Origin of the sequence: Leyella stercorea (assembly GCF_021531355.1) — a bacterium.
Taxonomy (GTDB): Bacteria; Bacteroidota; Bacteroidia; order Bacteroidales; family Bacteroidaceae; genus Prevotella.
In genome coordinates this window covers 15,945-34,896 of the sequence record NZ_JADYTS010000011.1, presented here as the reverse complement: position 1 = coordinate 34,896, position 18,952 = coordinate 15,945, and the positions used below count along the sequence as shown (strand labels likewise).

At 49.9% G+C, this 18,952-nt stretch carries 13 protein-coding genes; 6 read left to right on the top strand and 7 right to left on the bottom strand.

What is annotated here, in order from left to right:
* Nucleotides 1-128 precede the first annotated feature (128 nt).
* Both I6E38_RS04565 and I6E38_RS04560 read left to right on the top strand, forming a co-directional pair.
* Nucleotides 129-1,013, top strand: coding sequence for an AraC family transcriptional regulator (locus I6E38_RS04565; RefSeq protein WP_235392904.1), 885 nt, complete (start codon nucleotides 129-131; stop codon nucleotides 1,011-1,013).
* Between the two features lie 117 nt (nucleotides 1,014-1,130).
* Nucleotides 1,131-3,344: an alpha-galactosidase gene (locus tag I6E38_RS04560; protein ID WP_235392903.1), complete on the top strand. Its 2,214-nt coding sequence runs from the start codon at nucleotides 1,131-1,133 to the stop codon at nucleotides 3,342-3,344.
* 357 nt (nucleotides 3,345-3,701) lie between these two features.
* On the opposite strand, the gene I6E38_RS04555 is transcribed toward I6E38_RS04560, so the two are convergent.
* From I6E38_RS04555 to I6E38_RS04525, 7 genes are all read right to left on the bottom strand, one after another.
* Nucleotides 3,702-4,238 (bottom strand): hypothetical protein, encoded by a 537-nt coding sequence (locus I6E38_RS04555; RefSeq protein WP_235392902.1) that lies wholly within the window; start codon nucleotides 4,236-4,238, stop codon nucleotides 3,702-3,704.
* A gap of 153 nt (nucleotides 4,239-4,391) precedes the next feature.
* Nucleotides 4,392-4,538, bottom strand: a complete 147-nt coding sequence (locus I6E38_RS04550) for a hypothetical protein (protein ID WP_235392901.1) — start codon at nucleotides 4,536-4,538, stop codon at nucleotides 4,392-4,394.
* Nucleotides 4,539-4,650: 112 nt separating this feature from the next.
* Nucleotides 4,651-5,841: a glycan-binding surface protein gene (locus tag I6E38_RS04545; protein ID WP_235392900.1), complete on the bottom strand. Its 1,191-nt coding sequence runs from the start codon at nucleotides 5,839-5,841 to the stop codon at nucleotides 4,651-4,653.
* A gap of 73 nt (nucleotides 5,842-5,914) precedes the next feature.
* Nucleotides 5,915-7,666: a RagB/SusD family nutrient uptake outer membrane protein gene (locus tag I6E38_RS04540; protein ID WP_235392899.1), complete on the bottom strand. Its 1,752-nt coding sequence runs from the start codon at nucleotides 7,664-7,666 to the stop codon at nucleotides 5,915-5,917.
* Nucleotides 7,667-7,687: 21 nt separating this feature from the next.
* The gene (locus I6E38_RS04535) at nucleotides 7,688-10,891 is read right to left on the bottom strand and encodes a SusC/RagA family TonB-linked outer membrane protein (RefSeq protein ID WP_235392898.1); all 3,204 of its coding nucleotides are present in this window, start codon (nucleotides 10,889-10,891) and stop codon (nucleotides 7,688-7,690) included.
* A 22-nt stretch (nucleotides 10,892-10,913) separates the two neighbouring features.
* On the bottom strand, nucleotides 10,914-12,065 hold the full coding sequence (locus I6E38_RS04530; RefSeq protein WP_235392897.1) for a hypothetical protein: 1,152 nt from the start codon (nucleotides 12,063-12,065) through the stop codon (nucleotides 10,914-10,916).
* 35 nt (nucleotides 12,066-12,100) lie between these two features.
* Nucleotides 12,101-13,249 (bottom strand): glycosyl hydrolase, encoded by a 1,149-nt coding sequence (locus I6E38_RS04525; protein WP_235392896.1) that lies wholly within the window; start codon nucleotides 13,247-13,249, stop codon nucleotides 12,101-12,103.
* 284 nt (nucleotides 13,250-13,533) lie between these two features.
* Here I6E38_RS04525 and I6E38_RS04520 point away from each other — a divergent pair, with 284 nt between their 5' ends.
* The 4 genes from I6E38_RS04520 (at nucleotide 13,534) to I6E38_RS04505 (ending at nucleotide 18,946) form a co-directional block, all read left to right on the top strand.
* Nucleotides 13,534-14,835: an acetylxylan esterase gene (locus tag I6E38_RS04520; protein WP_235392895.1), complete on the top strand. Its 1,302-nt coding sequence runs from the start codon at nucleotides 13,534-13,536 to the stop codon at nucleotides 14,833-14,835.
* A 47-nt stretch (nucleotides 14,836-14,882) separates the two neighbouring features.
* On the top strand, nucleotides 14,883-15,959 hold the full coding sequence (locus I6E38_RS04515; protein ID WP_235392894.1) for a glycoside hydrolase family 26 protein: 1,077 nt from the start codon (nucleotides 14,883-14,885) through the stop codon (nucleotides 15,957-15,959).
* A 293-nt stretch (nucleotides 15,960-16,252) separates the two neighbouring features.
* Nucleotides 16,253-17,419, top strand: a complete 1,167-nt coding sequence (locus I6E38_RS04510; RefSeq protein WP_235392893.1) for a glycoside hydrolase family 130 protein — start codon at nucleotides 16,253-16,255, stop codon at nucleotides 17,417-17,419.
* Between the two features lie 126 nt (nucleotides 17,420-17,545).
* Nucleotides 17,546-18,946: an MFS transporter gene (locus I6E38_RS04505; RefSeq protein WP_235392892.1), complete on the top strand. Its 1,401-nt coding sequence runs from the start codon at nucleotides 17,546-17,548 to the stop codon at nucleotides 18,944-18,946.
* Nucleotides 18,947-18,952: the final 6 nt, after the last annotated feature.

Genomic DNA, 18,952 nt, shown 5'->3' with positions numbered 1-18,952 from the left:
ATACTACGCTACAATACAAACCAAAATTATTGCAATAATACGCCCTATATCTCTTTTAATAAGGTTAGCCACAAAAAAACACGATGAATATTTGCTTATATTAAAAATATTGGTAAATTTGCATAACTATGAACGAAAGAGTACTGCGCGAACTGCCGCCGCTGCACGAAAAGGACTTCATGTACGTGGCTGACAGACGTAAGAAAGAATTTACCTATCCAATACACAAGCACGAAGTGTTTGAACTGAACTATGTAGAGAACGGAGAGGGAGTGGTGCGTATCGTCGGCGACAACACCCAGACGATAGGCAACAGCGACCTTGTGCTCATAACAAGCCCCGACCTTGAGCACGTATGGCTGCAAGGCGATTGCCACAGCGAGGAGATACGCGAGGTTACGATACAGTTCTTCTTCGACTTCGACAGCTCTGACAGTCTTTTCGGCCGCACACCATTGCTGCCTATCAAGCACTTGTTTGAGAAGGCACGCAACGGAGTGGCGTTTTCACAGGAAGTGATAGACAAGGTCAGGCCGCTCATCGACACTCTTTCGTCAACCCAGGACAAGTTTTATTCGGTCATAAAGTTTATGACCATACTCTACGAGCTGTCGCTTGCCGGCGATACGCGCGAGCTTGCCACGTCGTCGTTTGCCAAGGTAGATGTCGACAGCGACAGCCGTCGCATACTCAAGGTGAAGGACTACATAAGCAATCATTTCACCGAAGAAATCCGCCTTGCCGACCTTGCCGACCTCGTAGGCATGTCTGCCACATCGTTCAGCCGGTTCTTCAAGCTTCGTACAAGCAAGACTCTCAGCGACTATGTGGTTGAGATGCGCCTTGGTGTGGCTGCCCGCAAGCTCGTCGACACCACCGACAGCATCAGCGAGATATGCTACGACTGCGGCTTCAACACACTCAGCAACTTCAACCGCCTGTTTCGCAAGCACAAGGGATGCAGTCCGAGAGAGTTTCGCGAGAAATACCTCAAGACCAAGATTATAGTTTAGGCTCGCAAGATTGTGTCATACGTTGGCAAGATAATGCCAATGCGATTGACCGTTTTTTGATAATTTTGCAGTCGAACTATAAAACTTAAAACAAAAAACAAATAATCAAACAAAGCTATGGGAAAATATCCTAAACGTATTTTTCTTCCGGCATTGGCGCTGATGATGCTTTCGGGCGCTGCCAATGCCGAGAATATCAGCGTGTCTACACCCAAGACATCGCTCGTAGTGGACGCCACCAAGGGCGGAGCATTCAAATTCGTGTATTATGGCGACAAGCTGGCGGATGCCGACATAGCCACACTCCAGGCTGGCGGAACGGCTGGCAAGGACGCTTATCCGGTGTATGGCATGATAGGCGAATCGGCTGCTGCACTCTCGGTGCGCCATGCCGACGGCAACATGACTCTTGAGATGGATGTTGATAGCTACACCACTACAACCGAAAAGAACGCCAAAGTGCTCAAAGTGAAGCTCAAAGACCGCGTATATCCCTTCTACGTCACCGTGTGCTACCGTGCCTACAACGATGTGGACATTATCGAGATGTGGACCGAGATAAGCAACGGCGAGAAGTCTACCGTCACCCTCTCGCAGTTTGACTCAGCCTATCTGCCCATACGTCGTGGCAACGTATGGATGTCGCACTTCTACGGTGCTTGGGCCAACGAGGCACAGCTGTCGGAAGAGGAGCTGAAGCCCGGCACATTCGTCATTGAAAACCGCGACGGAACACGCAACGCCCACACATCACGCGGCGAAGTAATGTTCTCGCTCGACGGCAAGGGACGGGAGAACACGGGCCGTGTTATCGGTGCCGCCATTTGCTATTCGGGCAACTACAAGCTGCGCACCGTGACCGACGAGTCGGAGTATCACCAGTTCTTTGCAGGCATCGACGAGTACAACTCAGAGTATCATCTCGCCAAGAACGAGACCTTCACCACTCCCGTCACAGCCTTCTCCTACAGCAAAGAGGGAATGAGCGGAGTGAGCCGCAACTTCCACCGTTGGGGACGAGAGTATAAGCTGATGAACGGCAACCGCGAACGCAAGATTCTGCTTAACTCTTGGGAGGGCGTATATCTCAACATCAAGGAGCCGGAGATGGCGCAGATGATGGCAGACATCAAGTCGATGGGCGGCGAACTGTTCGTCATGGACGACGGATGGTTTGGCAATAAGTACAAGCGTAACATCGACAACTGTGCGCTGGGCGACTGGGTTGTAGACAAGCAGAAGCTGCCTCACGGCATTGAGGGACTCCTTGCCGAAGCCAAGAAGCTGGGCATAAAGTTCGGTATTTGGCTCGAGCCGGAGATGTCCAACACCAAGAGCGAACTCTTCGAGAAGCATCCCGAATGGGTTATAAAGGCTCCCCACCGCGACCTTAAGTGCGGACGTGGCGGCACGCAGGTAGTGCTCGACCTCGGCAACCCAAAGGTGCAGGACTTCGTGTTCTCCATCGTCGACGACATGATGACCAAGTATCCTGAGATTGACTACATCAAGTGGGACGCCAACATGAACATCTCTAACCACGGATCGCAGTATCTCACAGCCAACAACCAGAGCCACCTCTTCATCGAATATCACCGCGGCTTTGAGAAGGTGCTGCAGCGCATCCGCACCAAATATCCCAAACTGACCATACAGGATTGCGCATCGGGTGGCGGACGTGTCAACTGGGGCACACTGCCATACTTCGACGAGTTCTGGACCAGTGACAATACAGACGCCCTTCAGCGCGTATATATGCAGTGGGGAACCAGCTACTTCTTCCCTGCCATAGCCATGGCATCCCACATCTCCAACGCTCCCAACCATCAGACAGCCCGCACCGTGCCATTGAAGTATCGCACCGACGTGGCTATGAGCGGACGTCTCGGCATGGAGATACAGCCTAAGGTGCTGAGCGAAGCCGACAAGGACCAGTGTCGCAAGGCTATAGCCGACTATAAGCGCATCCGTCCAATAGTGCAGTTCGGCGACCTTTATCGCCTGCAGTCGCCCTACGAGAAGAAGGGTGTGGCATCGCTCATGTACGTGACAGACGCTAAGGACAAGGCTGTGTTCTTCTGGTGGAAGACCGAGTCGTTCTGCAACCAGCACCTGCCACGTATTCCTATGGCTGGACTCGACCCGCAGAAGCGCTACCGCATCACCGAGCTCAACCGCATCGACAAGACTCCGCTCGCCTTCGAGGGCAAGACTTTCTCAGGCGAATATCTCATGCAGAACGGCCTGGAGATTCCTTACGGTCATAATGCAGACTGGGGCAAGGCCAACGAATGGGCAAGCCGAGTGCTGCTGCTCGAAACAGCTGAGTAACAGAATTCTAACGATTGTAATTCAACATCAAAACAATTACCTTTAAAAAGGGCTCCTTTTGCACTCCAAAAGGGGCCCTTTTTCATTGCAAAACGAATCCTTTTGCCTTCCAAAACGAATCCTTTTGAAGGGCAAAAGGACTACATTTTTTTAAAGATTAATTATTAGTGTTTAATGTATTGTTTTTTTTAGGGTTTTATGATTGGTTTTTTACTCTCTCGGTAGGAATTTATTGCAACTACGCGAGAAAACAAAAACGCCACCCCGTTATTTCAAACAGAGTGGCTCACTATAAATGTTATATTAATATGGCTAAAGTTACATATTACAATATCGTATTTCGTTCATCACAACTTATCAGCGCGCTACGTGCTTCTTGCCGTTCATAATGTAGAGTCCGTGCTGCGGAACGGCGTTAAGCTTGCGTCCGTCAATCGAATAGATTGCATTATCGGCCTTGGCAGATGTAGTGATATGGCTGATGGCTGTTGCCACCTCACGCACAATCTGCACGCTGTTGACAGTGAAGTTCTTGCCCTGGATGTAGAGCTTATCGGCCTCGATGTCGGTAATCATCTGCGCTGTAAGTTTCAGGTCGAATACAGTCTTGCTGGCAGAGAGGTCTGTGCAATCGAGAATGTTGTGCCACTTGGGGCTGTTGGCGCAGAGCTGTATCTGTGCGTCGCCCTCAGTGGTGTAATTGATGCGCACAAAGTCACCTTCCTTTACACCAGCCTCGGCAAAGAGCGAACCTGCAACCTCTACAGTTAGGTCCCAGGTGCCTATTGTAGCAGGTGTATCGAGCAATGTGGCAACAACAGTTTTCTCAGCAGGCTGCGGAGCTTCAGATGTGAGTTCCACCTTGAGCAGATTGACATACTCGCCACCCTGCACACGTATACCGTTCGACTTGATAGCTTCGAGCGTTTCGGTTGTAATGGTATAACTGCCGGTTGGCTCAGAGCTTACGAGCAGCTCGGTCCAAGGATAGTTGGCAACAAGCTTGAATCCGCCGTTCTCTGTTGTTACAACGATGACGTCGCCAACCTAAGCATCCGCCAATTTAGTTCCTGCAATCTGCACGCCGTCGCTCCAGTCGAGCGCCTGCTTGCCTTCGAAGAGTACTGTTGTGGCTGCCGACATAAATACGCAGCACATGAAAAACATGATTGTAGAAGTAAAAAATCTTTTCATACTGTTTTAGTTTATTTAAGTTGAATAATAAGAATTGAAAAATGATAATTGATGATTGAAAGTTGAGAGTTATAATTACCATAGATAATTACAACCCTCAACTTTCAACCGATTATTTCTTAACGATACGTATGTTTCCTATACAGAAGTCGGCATTGTAGGCTGCCGAGGGCTGCATTGTGATTCGCAATGTCTGCCATGATCCGGCAGCGCTGATGCCCTTGGTTGCCATCGGAGCAAGCGGAAGGGTTACGGTCTGCCAGTTGCCGAAGGTATTAATGCCTGCGCCATCGGCAGGATTCCATGCGTAAGAGTCGCCCCAGTTGAAGCAGAACTTCAGGCCTGTAGCCTCTGTAAGCGGATGATCCTTGGTGTTGAGCACCTCAAACTTCAGTACATAGTCGTCGAGATTTGTCATGTCGCCAGCGTCAATCATATTGCAGCTGATGTCGTAGGTGTTCCACGCCCATGCTGCGAAGTTGCCAGTGAAGTGCAGATGCTTGTGTCCGAGAGCCGAAGAAGCTGTCGATGTGGCATCGTCGCCCTCAATTTCTACGTTCAGAGCACCGTCCTTGTTGATTGATACACCGTCGAAGTCGGCATACAGAAGGTTGCTTGTCGGGCGGAACGGCAGACTGACAGTCTGTGCCGAGCCGTCGCTTGCCGACCACTTCAGCGTGATGAGCGAGTTGTCGGGAGTGCCTTCGGGTATCTGTATCGTCATCGACTGCTTTGTTACGTTGCTCACTGTGGTTTCCTTGTCGCCCACAAACACCTTCGACTGCGAGCCGAACTCATAAACATCGAAGTTGGCACCGTTCAGCGTAACTGTTCCGCCAGCATTGGCAAACTCGTTGTCAAGACAGCCAACGGTAAGCGACGGGAACGGCACAACGAAGTCGAATGAAGCCGAACCACGGTCGGTAGTGTATTCAATCTTGTTTACATGTTCGAACGACAGTGTCTCGGGCACACGCACATTGGCGTAAGTGGAAGCCGTATAGATGTCGTCGAGCACCACAGGCACAGTATTGAAAGTTATCGACTTGACGTTATTGAGGTTCTTACCCTCAATGCGCACCATCGTACCAATCTCCGCCTGAGTGATAGGCGTTGTGAGTTCAATGTCACCTATGTTGTAGACAGCCTTTATCTCGGGCGCTCCGGCATTAGCCATCTTGTCGGCAGCGGTATATCCGTCGTTGAAATCGACGATGTCGTCGCACGAAGCAAGCGACACGCAGAGCGTTGCAGCCGCAAATATGGCTGCAATTGCTCTTATGTGAAATCTATTGTATTTCATTTGTCCTAAATAATTCAAAATTCAAAACTCCTAATTCGTAACTCGTAATTCGTAATTCCTAACTCGTAACTCCTTAGTTCCATCCCGGATTGTTCTTCGTGATATACTTGTTGGTATTAATCTCCGAAGCGGGAAGCGGATAGAGCAGACAACGCGACTGGCGCACCTTGCTCACACCCGAGTCGTCAGAACCTTCAAGAGCGTTCATTGCGTCGAGATAGATGCCCCAACGAATGAGATCCCAGCGGCGGTCGCCCTCGCATGCAAACTCCTTGGCACGTTCCTCGATGATAGCCGAACGACGTTTGAGCTGTGTGTCGAGCGCTCCATTGCCTTCGAGCACTGCCTCAGTGGCATTAGAGCGCTCGCGTACCTTATTGAGATACTTCACAGCCTCATCGCTGTTGCCCAATTCGTTCTCAGCCTCAGCATAAACGAGCAGTACGTCGGCATAGCGAAGGAACGACCAGTTACAGTCGGCATCCTTAATGGCATCATTTGTGACATCGTCATACTTAGTGGTGAACGCCAGACACTGCGAGTCCATCGAATAGTAGTAGCTAACGCCGTCGGCATATATACCCGTAGGATCTGCCACTTTCTCACCGTTGAGGTTGTAACCCGTGGCCTTGAGTGTGTATTCCTCGTCCTTAGGATAGTAGAAACCAGAGTTCGACTGCTCCTGAGTGTAGGCACGCCAGCGGTGCTTCACGCCCTTAACGATGCGCAGATCGTCGTGGTCGAAGAGGTCGTACCAGTGGCGTGTACAGCCAATCCATCCACCCTCCTGAATAAAGTCGGAACCTGCAGCCGTCTTATAGCCTGCATACTGTGTATGTATGGCGTTCTTGTAGGTGGCATCGCCGCTTACACTGCCTACAGAGAACATAAACTCACTTGCCGTAGCGTTGACCTTCTTCCACAGATTGTCGTAAGCAAGCAGTTCGTACGAACCGTACTTGCCGTCGATTACGTCCTTAGCCCAGTCGGCAGCCTTTTTGTATAGAGCCTTAGCGTCAAGCTGTTCGTATCCGCTTACAGCCTGTTTCTGCAGCGTTATGCTGCGCAAGGGGGCATAGGTCTGTGTGTCACCCGAACCATTATATGTCTTGCCCGAACGTATTGTAATCTCTGTTCCGGCAGGCATAGCCGATGCAGCCTCTGTGGCATACACCTTGGCAAGCAGTCCGGCAGCCGATCCGGCAGAAGCATGACCTGCCTGCCATGCAGCGTCGGTATTCTTGTACATCATAGTTGCTGCCGACTCCAATGTGGAAGTGATGTATTCGTAAACCTTGTCGACCGACTGGCGTGGCTGGCTTATGTTCTCATACTTCGAGTCGTTGGCCTGAATGGGCACCTCACCGTAGGCACGTACAAGCAGGAAGTAGGCAAGCGCCTTCTGGAAGCGCACCTCACCAATGAAGTTGTTCTTCTGTGCCTCGGTGATGTTGCGCATTTCTTCGATGCGGTTCTCTGCCTTGTTGGCACGGGCAATGAGTCCGTAGCAACCTTTCCACAGAGCGTCGGTAACGTCGTTCTCACCCTGGAAGTTGCCAGTACCAAACTTGTTGAACATCCAGTCGGGACCAGATATATAGTCGGCATCAATCTCCAGTACACGCGGGAAGTAACCCCAGCAGAACATGTCGTAAATCCACTTGCTGTACACACCAGTCACCCACGACTTGGCAGCTTCCTCGCTGTCGCCCACCTTTTCTTCGGTGATTTGTCCGTCGGGATTCTCTTCTATCCAACTCTCGCAGCTTGTGAAGCACAGAGCCGCAGCTGCAAGGGTGAGGACGGATAATATATTCTTTTTCATTTTGTATGAATCTTTAGATTGTTAGAAAACGATGTTCAGTCCGAATGCAAAGCTGCGCGAACTTGGATAAGAGTAGCTGTCGACACCAGGACAAGCTGCATTGTTGCCACCTGCATTCACATCGGGGTCAAACCAGCTGTAGTTGGTTATGGTGAAGAGGTTGTTGGCAGTGAATGTAAGGCCAATCTTCTCGATGAACTTGGTGGGATGAACGAAGTCATAACCCAGTGTGATATACTTCATCTTAAGATAGCTGCCGTTCTCGATGAATCGGTCGCTCATCAGCCATGTACGTGTATAGCCTGCTGTAGCCTTAGGCCACTTGGCTGTTGCTGCAGTTTCGGGTGTCCAACGCGAATTGTAGGCATCGACGGTGATGTTGCCAATATTGGCCATCTGAATGTCGGTGAGGTTATAGTTGAAAATGTCGTTGCCCTGACTGCCCTGCATCATGAACGAAATGTTGAAGTTCTTCCACGACAGATTGGATGTGAAGCCGTAGGTGAAGTCGGGATTGGTATTGCCAATGATGGTGCGGTCTTTCTCTGTGATGTAGCCGTCGCCGTTGAGGTCGCGATACTTTATCTCGCCCACATGCTTCAGAGCCTCTCGGTCGGAGAGGTTGGCATACTCCTTGAACGAGCGCACCTCGGCAATGTTGTCGTAGAATCCGTCCTCTACATATCCGAAGATAGTACCTATCGGACATCCGTTGCGCTGCAAGTACATCTGATCGGCCTTGCTCCAAAGAGCTGTAGCATACTGGTCGCCTTCGAGTCCGCCAATACGGTTGCGGTTCATTGCGAGGTTGGCTGAGATGTTCCACTTCACTGGAGTCTTTGTCAGCACAGCATAGTTGAGTGTAAACTCAAGACCCTCGTTGGTGACATTGCCCGAATTGATAAGCATCTGTCCGAAGCCCGAACTTGCCGGAATGGTTACGTTCTGCAAGAGGTCGCGTGTCTTCTTGTAATAGTAGTCGACAGTAAACTGCAAGCGGTTGTCGAAGAATCCGAAGTCGATACCGGCGTTGAACTGTGCAGTTGTCTCCCACTTAAGGTCGGGATTGGTAGGTCCGCGCCAGTCGATGAGCGAGAAGCCGTTCTGCAATGTTCCGTTGTAAGGATAGTTGGCAGCATTGAGTATGCTCAGTGTGCGATAGGCACCGATGCCCTGATTACCCGTCTCACCATAACTAAGGCGGAACTTAAGGTTGCTGAATATGTTGAGATTCTTGATGAACGCCTCGTCGCTGGCACGCCATGCAAAGGCTCCTGAAAGGAATGTAGCCCACTTATGGTTCTTGGCGAAGCTTGAACTGCCGTCAGTACGCACACTACCCGTAAACATATACTTGCCATTGAGCGTATAGTTGATACGTGCAAGGAACGATTCCAAAGTCTGCTGGGTCTTGCTCGAAGCTATTACAGCACGATCGAGAGCCAACGACATATCAGCATCCTTGGTCATATCAGAAGGGAAATTGGTGGCAGTCATTGATTCTGTCTCGCCTGTTCCCTTCTCGAATGTCATACCAGCCACTGCATTTATGGCGTGCATACCCCATGTCTTGTCGAAGGTGAGGATGCTCTCGGCTGTCATACTCTTCCAAATGTTGGATGCCTTACCGCCCTTGCCGTTGTTGGGAGCCTTACCCTCCTGGGTGTGACGGTCATAGTAGGTGCCACGATGGCTGTCGTTGTAGCCAAGACCGAGGTTCTGGCGGAACTTAAGCCATGATGTAATCTTAGCCTCAAGATACGAACTTGAGAACCATGAAATCTGCTTCAGCTCGTCCTTGGCGCCATGTACGTAATTGTATGGGTTGGCTGCGAGCCAGTTAAGCTCGTCGAGCTGTTCGGTAGAGGTGTGTACTCCGTATGTAGACGGGAAGATAAGGGCCGAACGAATGATGCCCGTATTCTCCGAATTGGTGCGCTGAAAGTTTGTCACGGTGTTAGTAAAGAACGAGCTTGCACCAATCTCCAGATACTTGTTGATGTGTCTGCCAATATTGAGCGACACGCCGTAGCGGTCGAAACCAGTGTTGCGTATTATACCGTCCTGTGTGGTATAGTTGCCCGAGAAGCTGTACCATCCCTGGTCGCTGCCTCCACTTACGCTGAGACTGTAGTCCTGCTGCCATCCGGTGCGATAAATCTCGTCCTGCCAGTCGGCACCTGCCACCTCGTCGATGTTGCCATACTCGTCCTGACGTATGCCGGGATTGAGAAAGTCGTCGGGCGAAGGATTGTACGTACCCTTGCTGTACACGTAGCCATTGCCAACGTAGGGATATTCCCACTCGCCAGTATATGGATTCTTCTGTGTGCCTCCCTCGTAGTAGCGGCTATTCTCGGCAGCCTCATTCTGATAGAGAGCGTATGTGCGAGCGTCGAGCACATTGACACGTTTGGCGATATTAGAAACGCTCCACTTTGCGTTGAACTCCACCTTCGGTTTGCCGTCGCCCTTCTGTCCGCGCTTTGTGGTGATGATGACAACGCCATTGGCACCACGCGAACCATATATGGCTGTAGCCGAAGCGTCCTTCAACACCTCAATCTTCTCGATGTCGTTAGGATTGATCATTGACAGAGGCGAAGTCGATTGGTTGTTGCCATCGTTGGCACCACTCTTCGGAGCACCGTTAGGGTCGGTGCCATAAGGAACGCCATCGACGATGTAGAGCGGCTGCGACGATGTTGTGAACGAGTTGGCTCCACGCACAGTGATGCTCACACCGGCACCCGGCGAACCGTCGTTCTGCGAAATGTTGACACCGGCAATCTTACCCTGCAGACCGTGAGCCACGTCTGTGGTACCGCCCTTCATAAGCTCGTCGCTCTTAATCTGGGTCATTGAGCCTGTGAGGTCGCGCTTCTTCATCGTACCATAGCCGATGACAACCACCTCGTCCATCACCTCGGCATCCTCCTTAAGAGTCACCTCGACGTACGACTTGCCCTTTACGTTAATCACTTGGGTCTTATATCCGACCATCGAAACCTGAATGACAGACTTGCCCTGTGGCAGGGTGAACGAGAAAGCACCGTCCAAATCGGTGACTCCTCCAACACTGGTGCCTGGCACCTGAACACTCGCGCCAATCATCGGCTCGTTGTTCATAGCTCCATCAAACACCTTACCCTTGATGGCGGTCTGAGCGTTGATGCTTATGCTTATCAGCAGAAGCACAACATTTAAGAATAACTTTTTAGACATTGTTTTTAGTTATTTATTTATTTTATTCTACATGCATCAATTCTATTCTGTTCAATACAAATCCACGGCCTGTCACCACCAGTCCGGTAGTCTTTAGCTTGTCGAGCGACACTGCGTCGAAAGTCATCACCACATCGTTGCCGTCAAGCTTCTGCCACTGCGGTTCAACGGCTCCCGAGAGGTCGTGCCACTTGCCGTGATTCTCGCGGAGCGACATCTGCGGGACTACACCCTCCTGACGGGGCAACAACTTATAGCTGATGACGAGCACATCGTTCTCGGTAGAATGCTGAAATGGTTCGGCAGTGATGCGCAGGTTGGCGCTCCAGTCGTTTGGGAATGTCAGCTCGCCATGAAACAGTTCGCCAGGCTTCAGCTTATACTCTTTCGGGGCGCGCTGGGCTGAGGATGTGTCGTCGGAACGTTGTCCTACAAACGATACTATGCCCAACCGGTCGAGCTGATAGTCCTTGCCACCTATGCGCATGGCTACATTTTCGCCACCGCCGGCAAGCTGAAGCTTGATGAGCGGAGCCTCGTCGTCAATATAATAGGTGAATGAATCGCCACCAACGGGTGCACCGTCTACAGTATTGTCGATAGGATTCCACGTCAAGTCCATTATCTTCACAGCCGAACCGGGCTTAGTCTTGCTTACGTGCAGCTTCAAGGCGTCGCCCACCTTGAGCGCAGCCAGGGTCTTGCCCTTAATCTCGGCACATCCGCCCCAATTGCTGTCCATCTTGGCGGCAGGTCCTGTCCACACAATATTCTCCTGATAGTCGGCAGCCTTGGAGAGCGTTGCATAGAGAATGCGGTAGTCTTTGCCACCTATACACACTCCGTGCTGCTTCAGAACGGGAAGCATGTCGGCAGTTATGGTCATGCGGAAGGGGCCTGCTATACCGAAATACTTATATTGTTCGGCTAAGGCTTGCCAATCCTTAGGATTCTGGAATGTGCCCTGCGACGAACGTCTGTAGCCGTCGGTGTACACGGTGAGCACATCGCCTGCCTCGGCTTCGGCAAAGAGACGCGGTTCAAGCACTATACGGTCTTTCCATGCGGGCCCGATAGTCTTCGGACCTACAAGGATGACACGCTCCACTGCATAGCTGCCTAAGGCAGACACAAGGCACAGAAGCACCACAATTATAAATCTAACATGTTTCATTACTTTAGGTTTTTGGTCAGAACATTCAAAGCTTATTACTTCATATTCTCTATTATCGCCTTCATCTCATCGCGGTCGAGCACCGTGCCCGTACTGAAAGCGTTCTGCCACCACTGCTTGTCGGCAAACCGATGGGTGTCGGAGTTGCCATTGTCGTAGTCGTAATCGTACCATGGCATGAACCAACTCCAGCGCGAGCCTTCCTGCCAAATATCGCTCCACTGCGACATGTGCACCTCGTCGCCATTGCCACACTCAGCCAATGCGATGAGCTTTGAGGGATATTCCTTCTGCAATTGCTTGAAATTCTTCATCAGCGGATATTGCAGGGCGTAGTATGAGTCGCGTCCTACAACGTCGACAACGTCGTCGCCGGGATACCAGTCGTGGTCGTTCATCTGCGAGTTCCACACCCAAATGAGGTTGTTGAGCTTATGATGATTGACAAGCCGGTCGTACAGGAACCGCCACAACTTCTTGTAAGCGTCGGCACCCTTGATGCCCCACCAGAACCAAGCCTTGCCTCCATCAAACTCGTAGGTGTTGCCGGCAGCCTCATGAAGCGGTCGCCAAATGACGGGGATGCCACGTTTCTGCATCTGCTTGAGGTATCCAGCCACCTGGTCGATGTCGTGAATGAGCTGCTTGTAGTCGGCTGACGACACATTATTAATACAAGTAGGGTCGAACGAGGTTTCGCCTGATGCAGTGCCAGGAGTGCAGGTGTAGTCGATGCCGTTGTTGGCACGTACCTGCCAGTGCCACATTGCTCCAACAATACCGCCCGCCTTTGCCCAATTGCGCACCACGGTGTCGTCGCTATAGTCAATCCATCCCTTGGAGTTGACATCCTTCGACGCATGGATATTGATGAAATCGAACACATTAATGGCAGGATACCTGCCTGTCCATTGCTTCACGAAGTCGGCCTCTCGGGTGTTCCAGTCGACACTTGCTACTGTACCCGATATGCTCTTCTTGCCAAATTGCGACCAAAGGGCATTGTAGAGCCGCTGTGTCTCTGCTGTAGCATTAGGGTTGGCAAGCCTGTGTTGCTGGGTTGTGGTTTGTTCTGTACCCAGCTGTCCTGCCCCCTGATTTTCACTGCTGCCGTTCTCGCCTGAGCAAGAGAGGCATCCCGTCGATAACAGGACTGCAATCAGCATATAATTTCGTATGTTCATTTTTATTTATAAAGGTTTAGTTAGTAATCACGGTGCAAAGTTAGTCATTTCCAAATATTCCAACTAACACTTTATTTACAACAACTGACACTATTTTGTAATTCTACATTTTTGACACAAAACGCAATGGATGCAATAATGCACAAAAATATCAAAATGGCATTTTTGTGTAATTTATTGGCAAAATAGTATTAATGCGATTTGCAAAATTGATATAACTTTGCAACCGTAATAATTCGAAAACTTAAACCACGGTATTACGAACTTTATCGAAACAAATAAAAATGAAAAGAACATTATTATTAAGAACACTCGTGTCACTGTGCATTCTATTGAACATGTCATTAAGCATGTCGGCACAGAACGGATGGAGCAGCATCAACGTTGCCATCACACCCAATCATAAGGATTGGAACTATCGCACTGGTGAGACAGCGGGATTCAAAGTGGAGGTGCAACGCTCTGGCACTACTATAGATAATGTGAAGATTGACTACGAAGCCGGTCCCGAGATGTATCCTACGGTAAAGAAGAACGGAGTGGTGCTGAAGGACGGCACAATGAAATGGAGTGGCACAATGAAGCAGCCCGGAATGTACCGACTGAAGGTAACGGCTCACGTCAACGGCAAGGAATATGTAGGCATGTGTACTGCAGCTTTCTCACCCGAGAAGATTCAGCCCACAACCGTAAATCCTAAGGACTTCGACGAGTTTTGGCAGAACACTCTTGCTGAAGCACGCAAGACTCCACTTGAAGCAAAGCGTCGTCTGCTTCCGGAGCGTTGCACTGAGAAGGTGAACGTCTACGAAGTTAGCTTCCAAAACATACGCCAAGGCAGTCGCACCTACGGCATTCTCTGTGTGCCTGTGAAGCCTGGCAAATATCCTGCATTGCTTCGTGTGCCTGGTGCTGGCGTACGCCCATACAACGGCGACATCTGGACAGCAGAGCAGGGAGCCATCACTCTTGAGATTGGTATTCATGGTGTTCCCGTCACAATGCCACAATCTACATACGACGATATGTTCAACGGTTGTCTTAACGGCTACTGGGACTATAACATGAACGATCGCGACAACTGCTATTACAAGCGTGTATTCGTTGGAGCCGTGCGCTCTATCGACTATATTGCGTCGCTTCCAGAATGGAACGGTTCGTCATTGGGCGTTACGGGTTCATCGCAGGGTGGTATGCTGTCGCTCGTTTGTGCAGCACTCGACAAGCGCGTAACATTCTACGGTGCTGTTCATGCAGCCATGTGCGACCATACAGCATCGCTGAAAGGCATTGCATGCGGATGGCCTCACTACTTTTATTATAACCCAAAGAACATCGACCAGAAGAAGGTGGAGACATCACGCTACTATGATGGCGTTAACTTTGCTCGTCGCATCACCTGTCCGGGATGGTTCTCGTTCGGATATAACGATGATGTGGTGCCGCCTACAACTGCCTACGCAACATACAACATTGTGACAGCACCTAAGGAGCTTCACCCTTATCAGATAACCCGCCACTTCTGGGTTCAGGAGCAGTGGGACGAGTGGGAAGCCTGGTTGCTGAAACAAATGGGACTGAGATAAAATCACAAATAGGTTTGAAGTAAAATAATTAGATAACCTTACCAAATATGAACAAATTTATGACAACATTGGCTGCCCTTGCCATTGCTACATCATCGGTAGCTGCTTCGCGCCAGCCGGCTATTAAGCTTATCAACCGTTTGGCTGCAATACAGAAGCAAGGCATTATGATTGGACATCAGGACGACCCCATGTATGGATGCTCATGGAAATGGGAGGAGAACCGTTCGGACGTAAAGGAGGTTTGTGGTGATTATCCTGCTGTGATGGGGTTCGACCTGGGCGACTTGGAACTTGGCAAGGACCGAAATCTTGACGGTGTGCCCTTCGACCGTATGCGCCAGGAAATCATAAAGCAGCATGAGCGTGGCGGAATAGTGACCATAAGCTGGCACACAAACAATCCTGCTACCGGCAAGAATGCATGGGACTTTGAGGGAGATGCAGTAAGCAAGATTCTCCCTGGAGGCAAACTCAATGGCAAACTCAACGCATGGCTGGCTATGGTGAGCCGATTTGTCAATTCGCTGAAGACTGCCGACGGACAAAAGGTGCCCGTAATATTCCGCCCTTGGCACGAGATGAGTGGCGGATGGTTTTGGTGGGGCGAAGGACGATGCACAGCCGAACAATACAAAAAGCTCTACCGCTACACATATAATTATATGATGCGTCGCGGATGCAGTAATATCGTTTGGGCTTACTCGCCCAATCTTGCAGACGAAAAAGAAACCGTAGAACACTACGAGAAGTATTATCCAGGCGACGACGTAGTAGACCTCATTGGCATAGACATATATCAGCGCGAACCAAACAACAAGCAATATCAAGAATGGTTGCGCACGGAGCTGGACGTTGTGAAGAAAGTGGGCGAGAAACGCAAAAAACTTATTGCGCTGACTGAGACCGGATACAACAACGTTCCCGACCCAACATGGTTTACCGAGACTCTGCTGCCCGTACTCAAGGAATATCCGCTGTGCTACGTGCTGCTATGGCGCAACGCATGGGATCAACCTACAGAGAACTATATAGCAGCACCGGGCAAACCGTCGGAACAGGATTTCAAAAGATTTTACGAAGATGGCAAAACGCTGTTTGTGAAGGATATAGAACAAAAATAATGAGACAAGAATGATACAATGCACTTGTCTTTTACCTTACATTCATCGCAGATGGATTGACTTCTTCTTAAACTCCGACACCTCCTATTTTGACACCCCCGCAAAAGGACCCCTTTTGCTCAGTAAAAGGACTCCTTTTGTCCAGTAAAAGGACTCCTTTTGATGAATAAAAGGACTCGTTTTGGAGGGCAAAAGGACTCCTTTTGTAAAACAACGAAAAAATCAATTGAAAACGCTCTGACAACAAGAGCAAACAACAAGCAATTAAACATAAATAATAAAGGATAAACAACATGACTGATTTCGCACAAAAAGTAGAGGCGCTACGCGCTCATCACGAAGAGCTTCTGACACGTAAGAATACCCCAAAGCAGTGGGGCAACGGTATATACACTAAGTATGAATACCCTATTCTCACAGCCGAACACACTCCACTGGAATGGCGCTACGACTTCGACGAGAAGAGCAACCCGTATCTGATGCAACGCATCATGATGAATGCCACTCTCAACTCAGGTGCAATAAAGCTCAACGGCAAGTATCTGCTCGTTGTGCGTGTTGAGGGTGCCGACCGCAAAAGCTTCTTCGCAGTAGCTGAAAGCCCTAACGGCATCGACAACTTCCGATTCTGGGAGGAGCCAATCACAATGCCCGAGGATCTTATCCCTGCCACCAACATATACGACATGCGCCTGACACAGCATGAGGATGGATGGATTTACGGCATCTTCTGCGCTGAGCGTCACGACGACTCACAGCCTGGCGACCTCTCAGCTGCTACAGCCACGGCTGCCATTGCACGCACTCACGATCTCAAGACTTGGGAGCGTCTGCCTGACCTCAAGACTAAGAGCCAGCAGCGCAACGTAGTGCTCCACCCTGAGTTCGTGAATGGCAAGTATGCTCTCTACACTCGTCCGCAGGACGGATTCATTGATGCCGGTTCGGGCGGTGGCATTGGTTGGGCTCTCGTAGACGATATGACCAATGCCGAGGTGAAGGAAGAGAAGATTATCAACGCCCGACACTACCACACTATCATGGAGGTAAAGAATGGTGAGGGACCCCACCCTATCAAGACTCCTAAGGGTTGGTTGCATCTTGCTCACGGTGTTCGTGGTTGCGCCTCTGGATTGCGCTATGTTCTTTATATGTACATGACTTCCTTGGAAGACCCCACAAAGGTTATCGCTCAGCCGGGCGGATACTTCCTCGTGCCCGAGGGCGAAGAGTATATTGGTGATGTCATGAATGTGGCTTTTGCCAATGGTTGGATTGAGGATGAGGACGGACGAGTGCTTATCTATTATGCAAGCTCTGACACTCGTATGCACGTAGCTGTATCTACTGTTGACAAACTCGTTGACTACTGCATGAACACTCCAGAGGATGGATACACAACGGCTGCAAGCGTGGAGACTATAAAGAAACTTGTTGCCAAGAACAGAGAAATACTGTAAAAACATTTTAAGCCCTCAACCCAAAGTGGGGATATGCCCTCACGTGGGTGGGGCTTATAATATTTCTCACTCCTTTACGTTATATCAACACCCCTTTAACCTGATTAACTATTTAGCATTCTCAAAATGATCAAACTAAAAGAAAACATCGGATATGGTTTTGGCGACATGTCATCATCGATGTTCTGGAAGATATTCGGTGCTTACCTCATGATTTTCTACACTGACATCTTCGGTCTGTCGGCAGCAGCCGTAGGCGTTATGTTTGCCGTTACACGCGTGTGGGATTCTGTTTTCGACCCTGTAGTAGGCGTCATTGCCGACCGCACAGAGAGCCGTTGGGGCAAGTTCCGTCCTTATTTGCTCTATCTTGCTATCCCGTTTGGACTGATTGGTATGCTTACGTTCTTGACTCCTCCATGTGGCGGAACCATGAAACTTGTCTACGCATACATCACATATACACTCATGATGATGGTCTACAGTGCCATCAATGTGCCTTACGCATCGCTGCTTGGCGTTATGAGTCCTAATCCGGCAGAACGTAATACGCTCGCTACCTACCGCATGATGTTTGCCTACATCGGCTCGTTCATTGCCTTGCTGCTGTTCACTCCTATGGTTAAGTCGTTTGGCGGCGACCGTCCGTCCGATGTGATGGTAGGTTGGATGACGGCTCCACAATTCGGTTGGTTTGCCACTGTAGCTGTAATAGCAATCATGTGTGCTTTGCTGTTCTTCGCTTGTTTTGCTCTCACAAGAGAGCGTGTGCGTCCAGTGAAGGAAGAAAAGACTCCGCTTAAGAACGACATACGCGACCTCATCCACAACCGTCCTTGGTGGATATTGCTTGGAGCAGGCATTGCCTCACTTGTGTTCAATTCCATTCGCGATGGAGCAACAGTCTACTATTTCAAGTATTTCGTCGACGAGACTGCCTTTGGCGACATCAACTTCCTTGGTATTCCGTTCGTACTTAGCGGACTCTACCTTGCTGTAGGTCAGGCAGCCAACATCATTGGTGTTTTGCTTGCAGCTCCAATAAGCAACCGTTTCGGCAAGCGACGCACATTCATGGCTGCAATGTTCATTGCCACCTTGTTGAGCGTGGTGTTCTACTTCTTCGACAAGTCACAACTCGTGGCTATATTCGTGTTCCAGGCTCTCATCTCAATATGTGCTGGAAGCGTGTTCCCATTACTTTGGAGTATGTATGCCGACTGTGCCGACTATAGCGAACTTAAAACTGGCAACCGTGCCACTGGCCTAATCTTCTCGTCATCATCAATGAGTCAGAAGTTTGGCTGGGCTATAGGCACTGCCCTTACTGGCATTCTGCTCTCTGCCTTTGGCTTTGTAGCCAATGGCACACAGAATCCTGAGACTATCAACGGCATTAAGATGTTCCTCAGCCTGCTACCTGCTGCTGGAGCTTTGCTCTCATTCATCTTCATCATGTGCTATCCGCTGTCTGAGGAAAAGATGAAGGCTATAACTAAAGATTTAGAGGAAAAAAGAAAGAAATAATTTTTT

What these genes read in the sequence shown, in the direction of transcription:
- I6E38_RS04535 (WP_235392898.1), bottom strand. Translation starts at nt 10,891, where the DNA reads ATGTCTAAAAAGTTATTCTTAAATGTTGTGCTTCTGCTGATAAGCATA.
- I6E38_RS04515 (WP_235392894.1), top strand. Translation starts at nt 14,883, where the DNA reads ATGAACAAATTTATGACAACATTGGCTGCCCTTGCCATTGCTACATCA.
- I6E38_RS04560 (WP_235392903.1), top strand. Translation starts at nt 1,131, where the DNA reads ATGGGAAAATATCCTAAACGTATTTTTCTTCCGGCATTGGCGCTGATG.
- I6E38_RS04505 (WP_235392892.1), top strand. Translation starts at nt 17,546, where the DNA reads ATGATCAAACTAAAAGAAAACATCGGATATGGTTTTGGCGACATGTCA.
- I6E38_RS04530 (WP_235392897.1), bottom strand. Translation starts at nt 12,065, where the DNA reads ATGAAACATGTTAGATTTATAATTGTGGTGCTTCTGTGCCTTGTGTCT.
- I6E38_RS04550 (WP_235392901.1), bottom strand. Translation starts at nt 4,538, where the DNA reads ATGAAAAGATTTTTTACTTCTACAATCATGTTTTTCATGTGCTGCGTA.
- I6E38_RS04525 (WP_235392896.1), bottom strand. Translation starts at nt 13,249, where the DNA reads ATGAACATACGAAATTATATGCTGATTGCAGTCCTGTTATCGACGGGA.
- I6E38_RS04545 (WP_235392900.1), bottom strand. Translation starts at nt 5,841, where the DNA reads ATGAAATACAATAGATTTCACATAAGAGCAATTGCAGCCATATTTGCG.
- I6E38_RS04520 (WP_235392895.1), top strand. Translation starts at nt 13,534, where the DNA reads ATGAAAAGAACATTATTATTAAGAACACTCGTGTCACTGTGCATTCTA.
- I6E38_RS04510 (WP_235392893.1), top strand. Translation starts at nt 16,253, where the DNA reads ATGACTGATTTCGCACAAAAAGTAGAGGCGCTACGCGCTCATCACGAA.
- I6E38_RS04540 (WP_235392899.1), bottom strand. Translation starts at nt 7,666, where the DNA reads ATGAAAAAGAATATATTATCCGTCCTCACCCTTGCAGCTGCGGCTCTG.
- I6E38_RS04565 (WP_235392904.1), top strand. Translation starts at nt 129, where the DNA reads ATGAACGAAAGAGTACTGCGCGAACTGCCGCCGCTGCACGAAAAGGAC.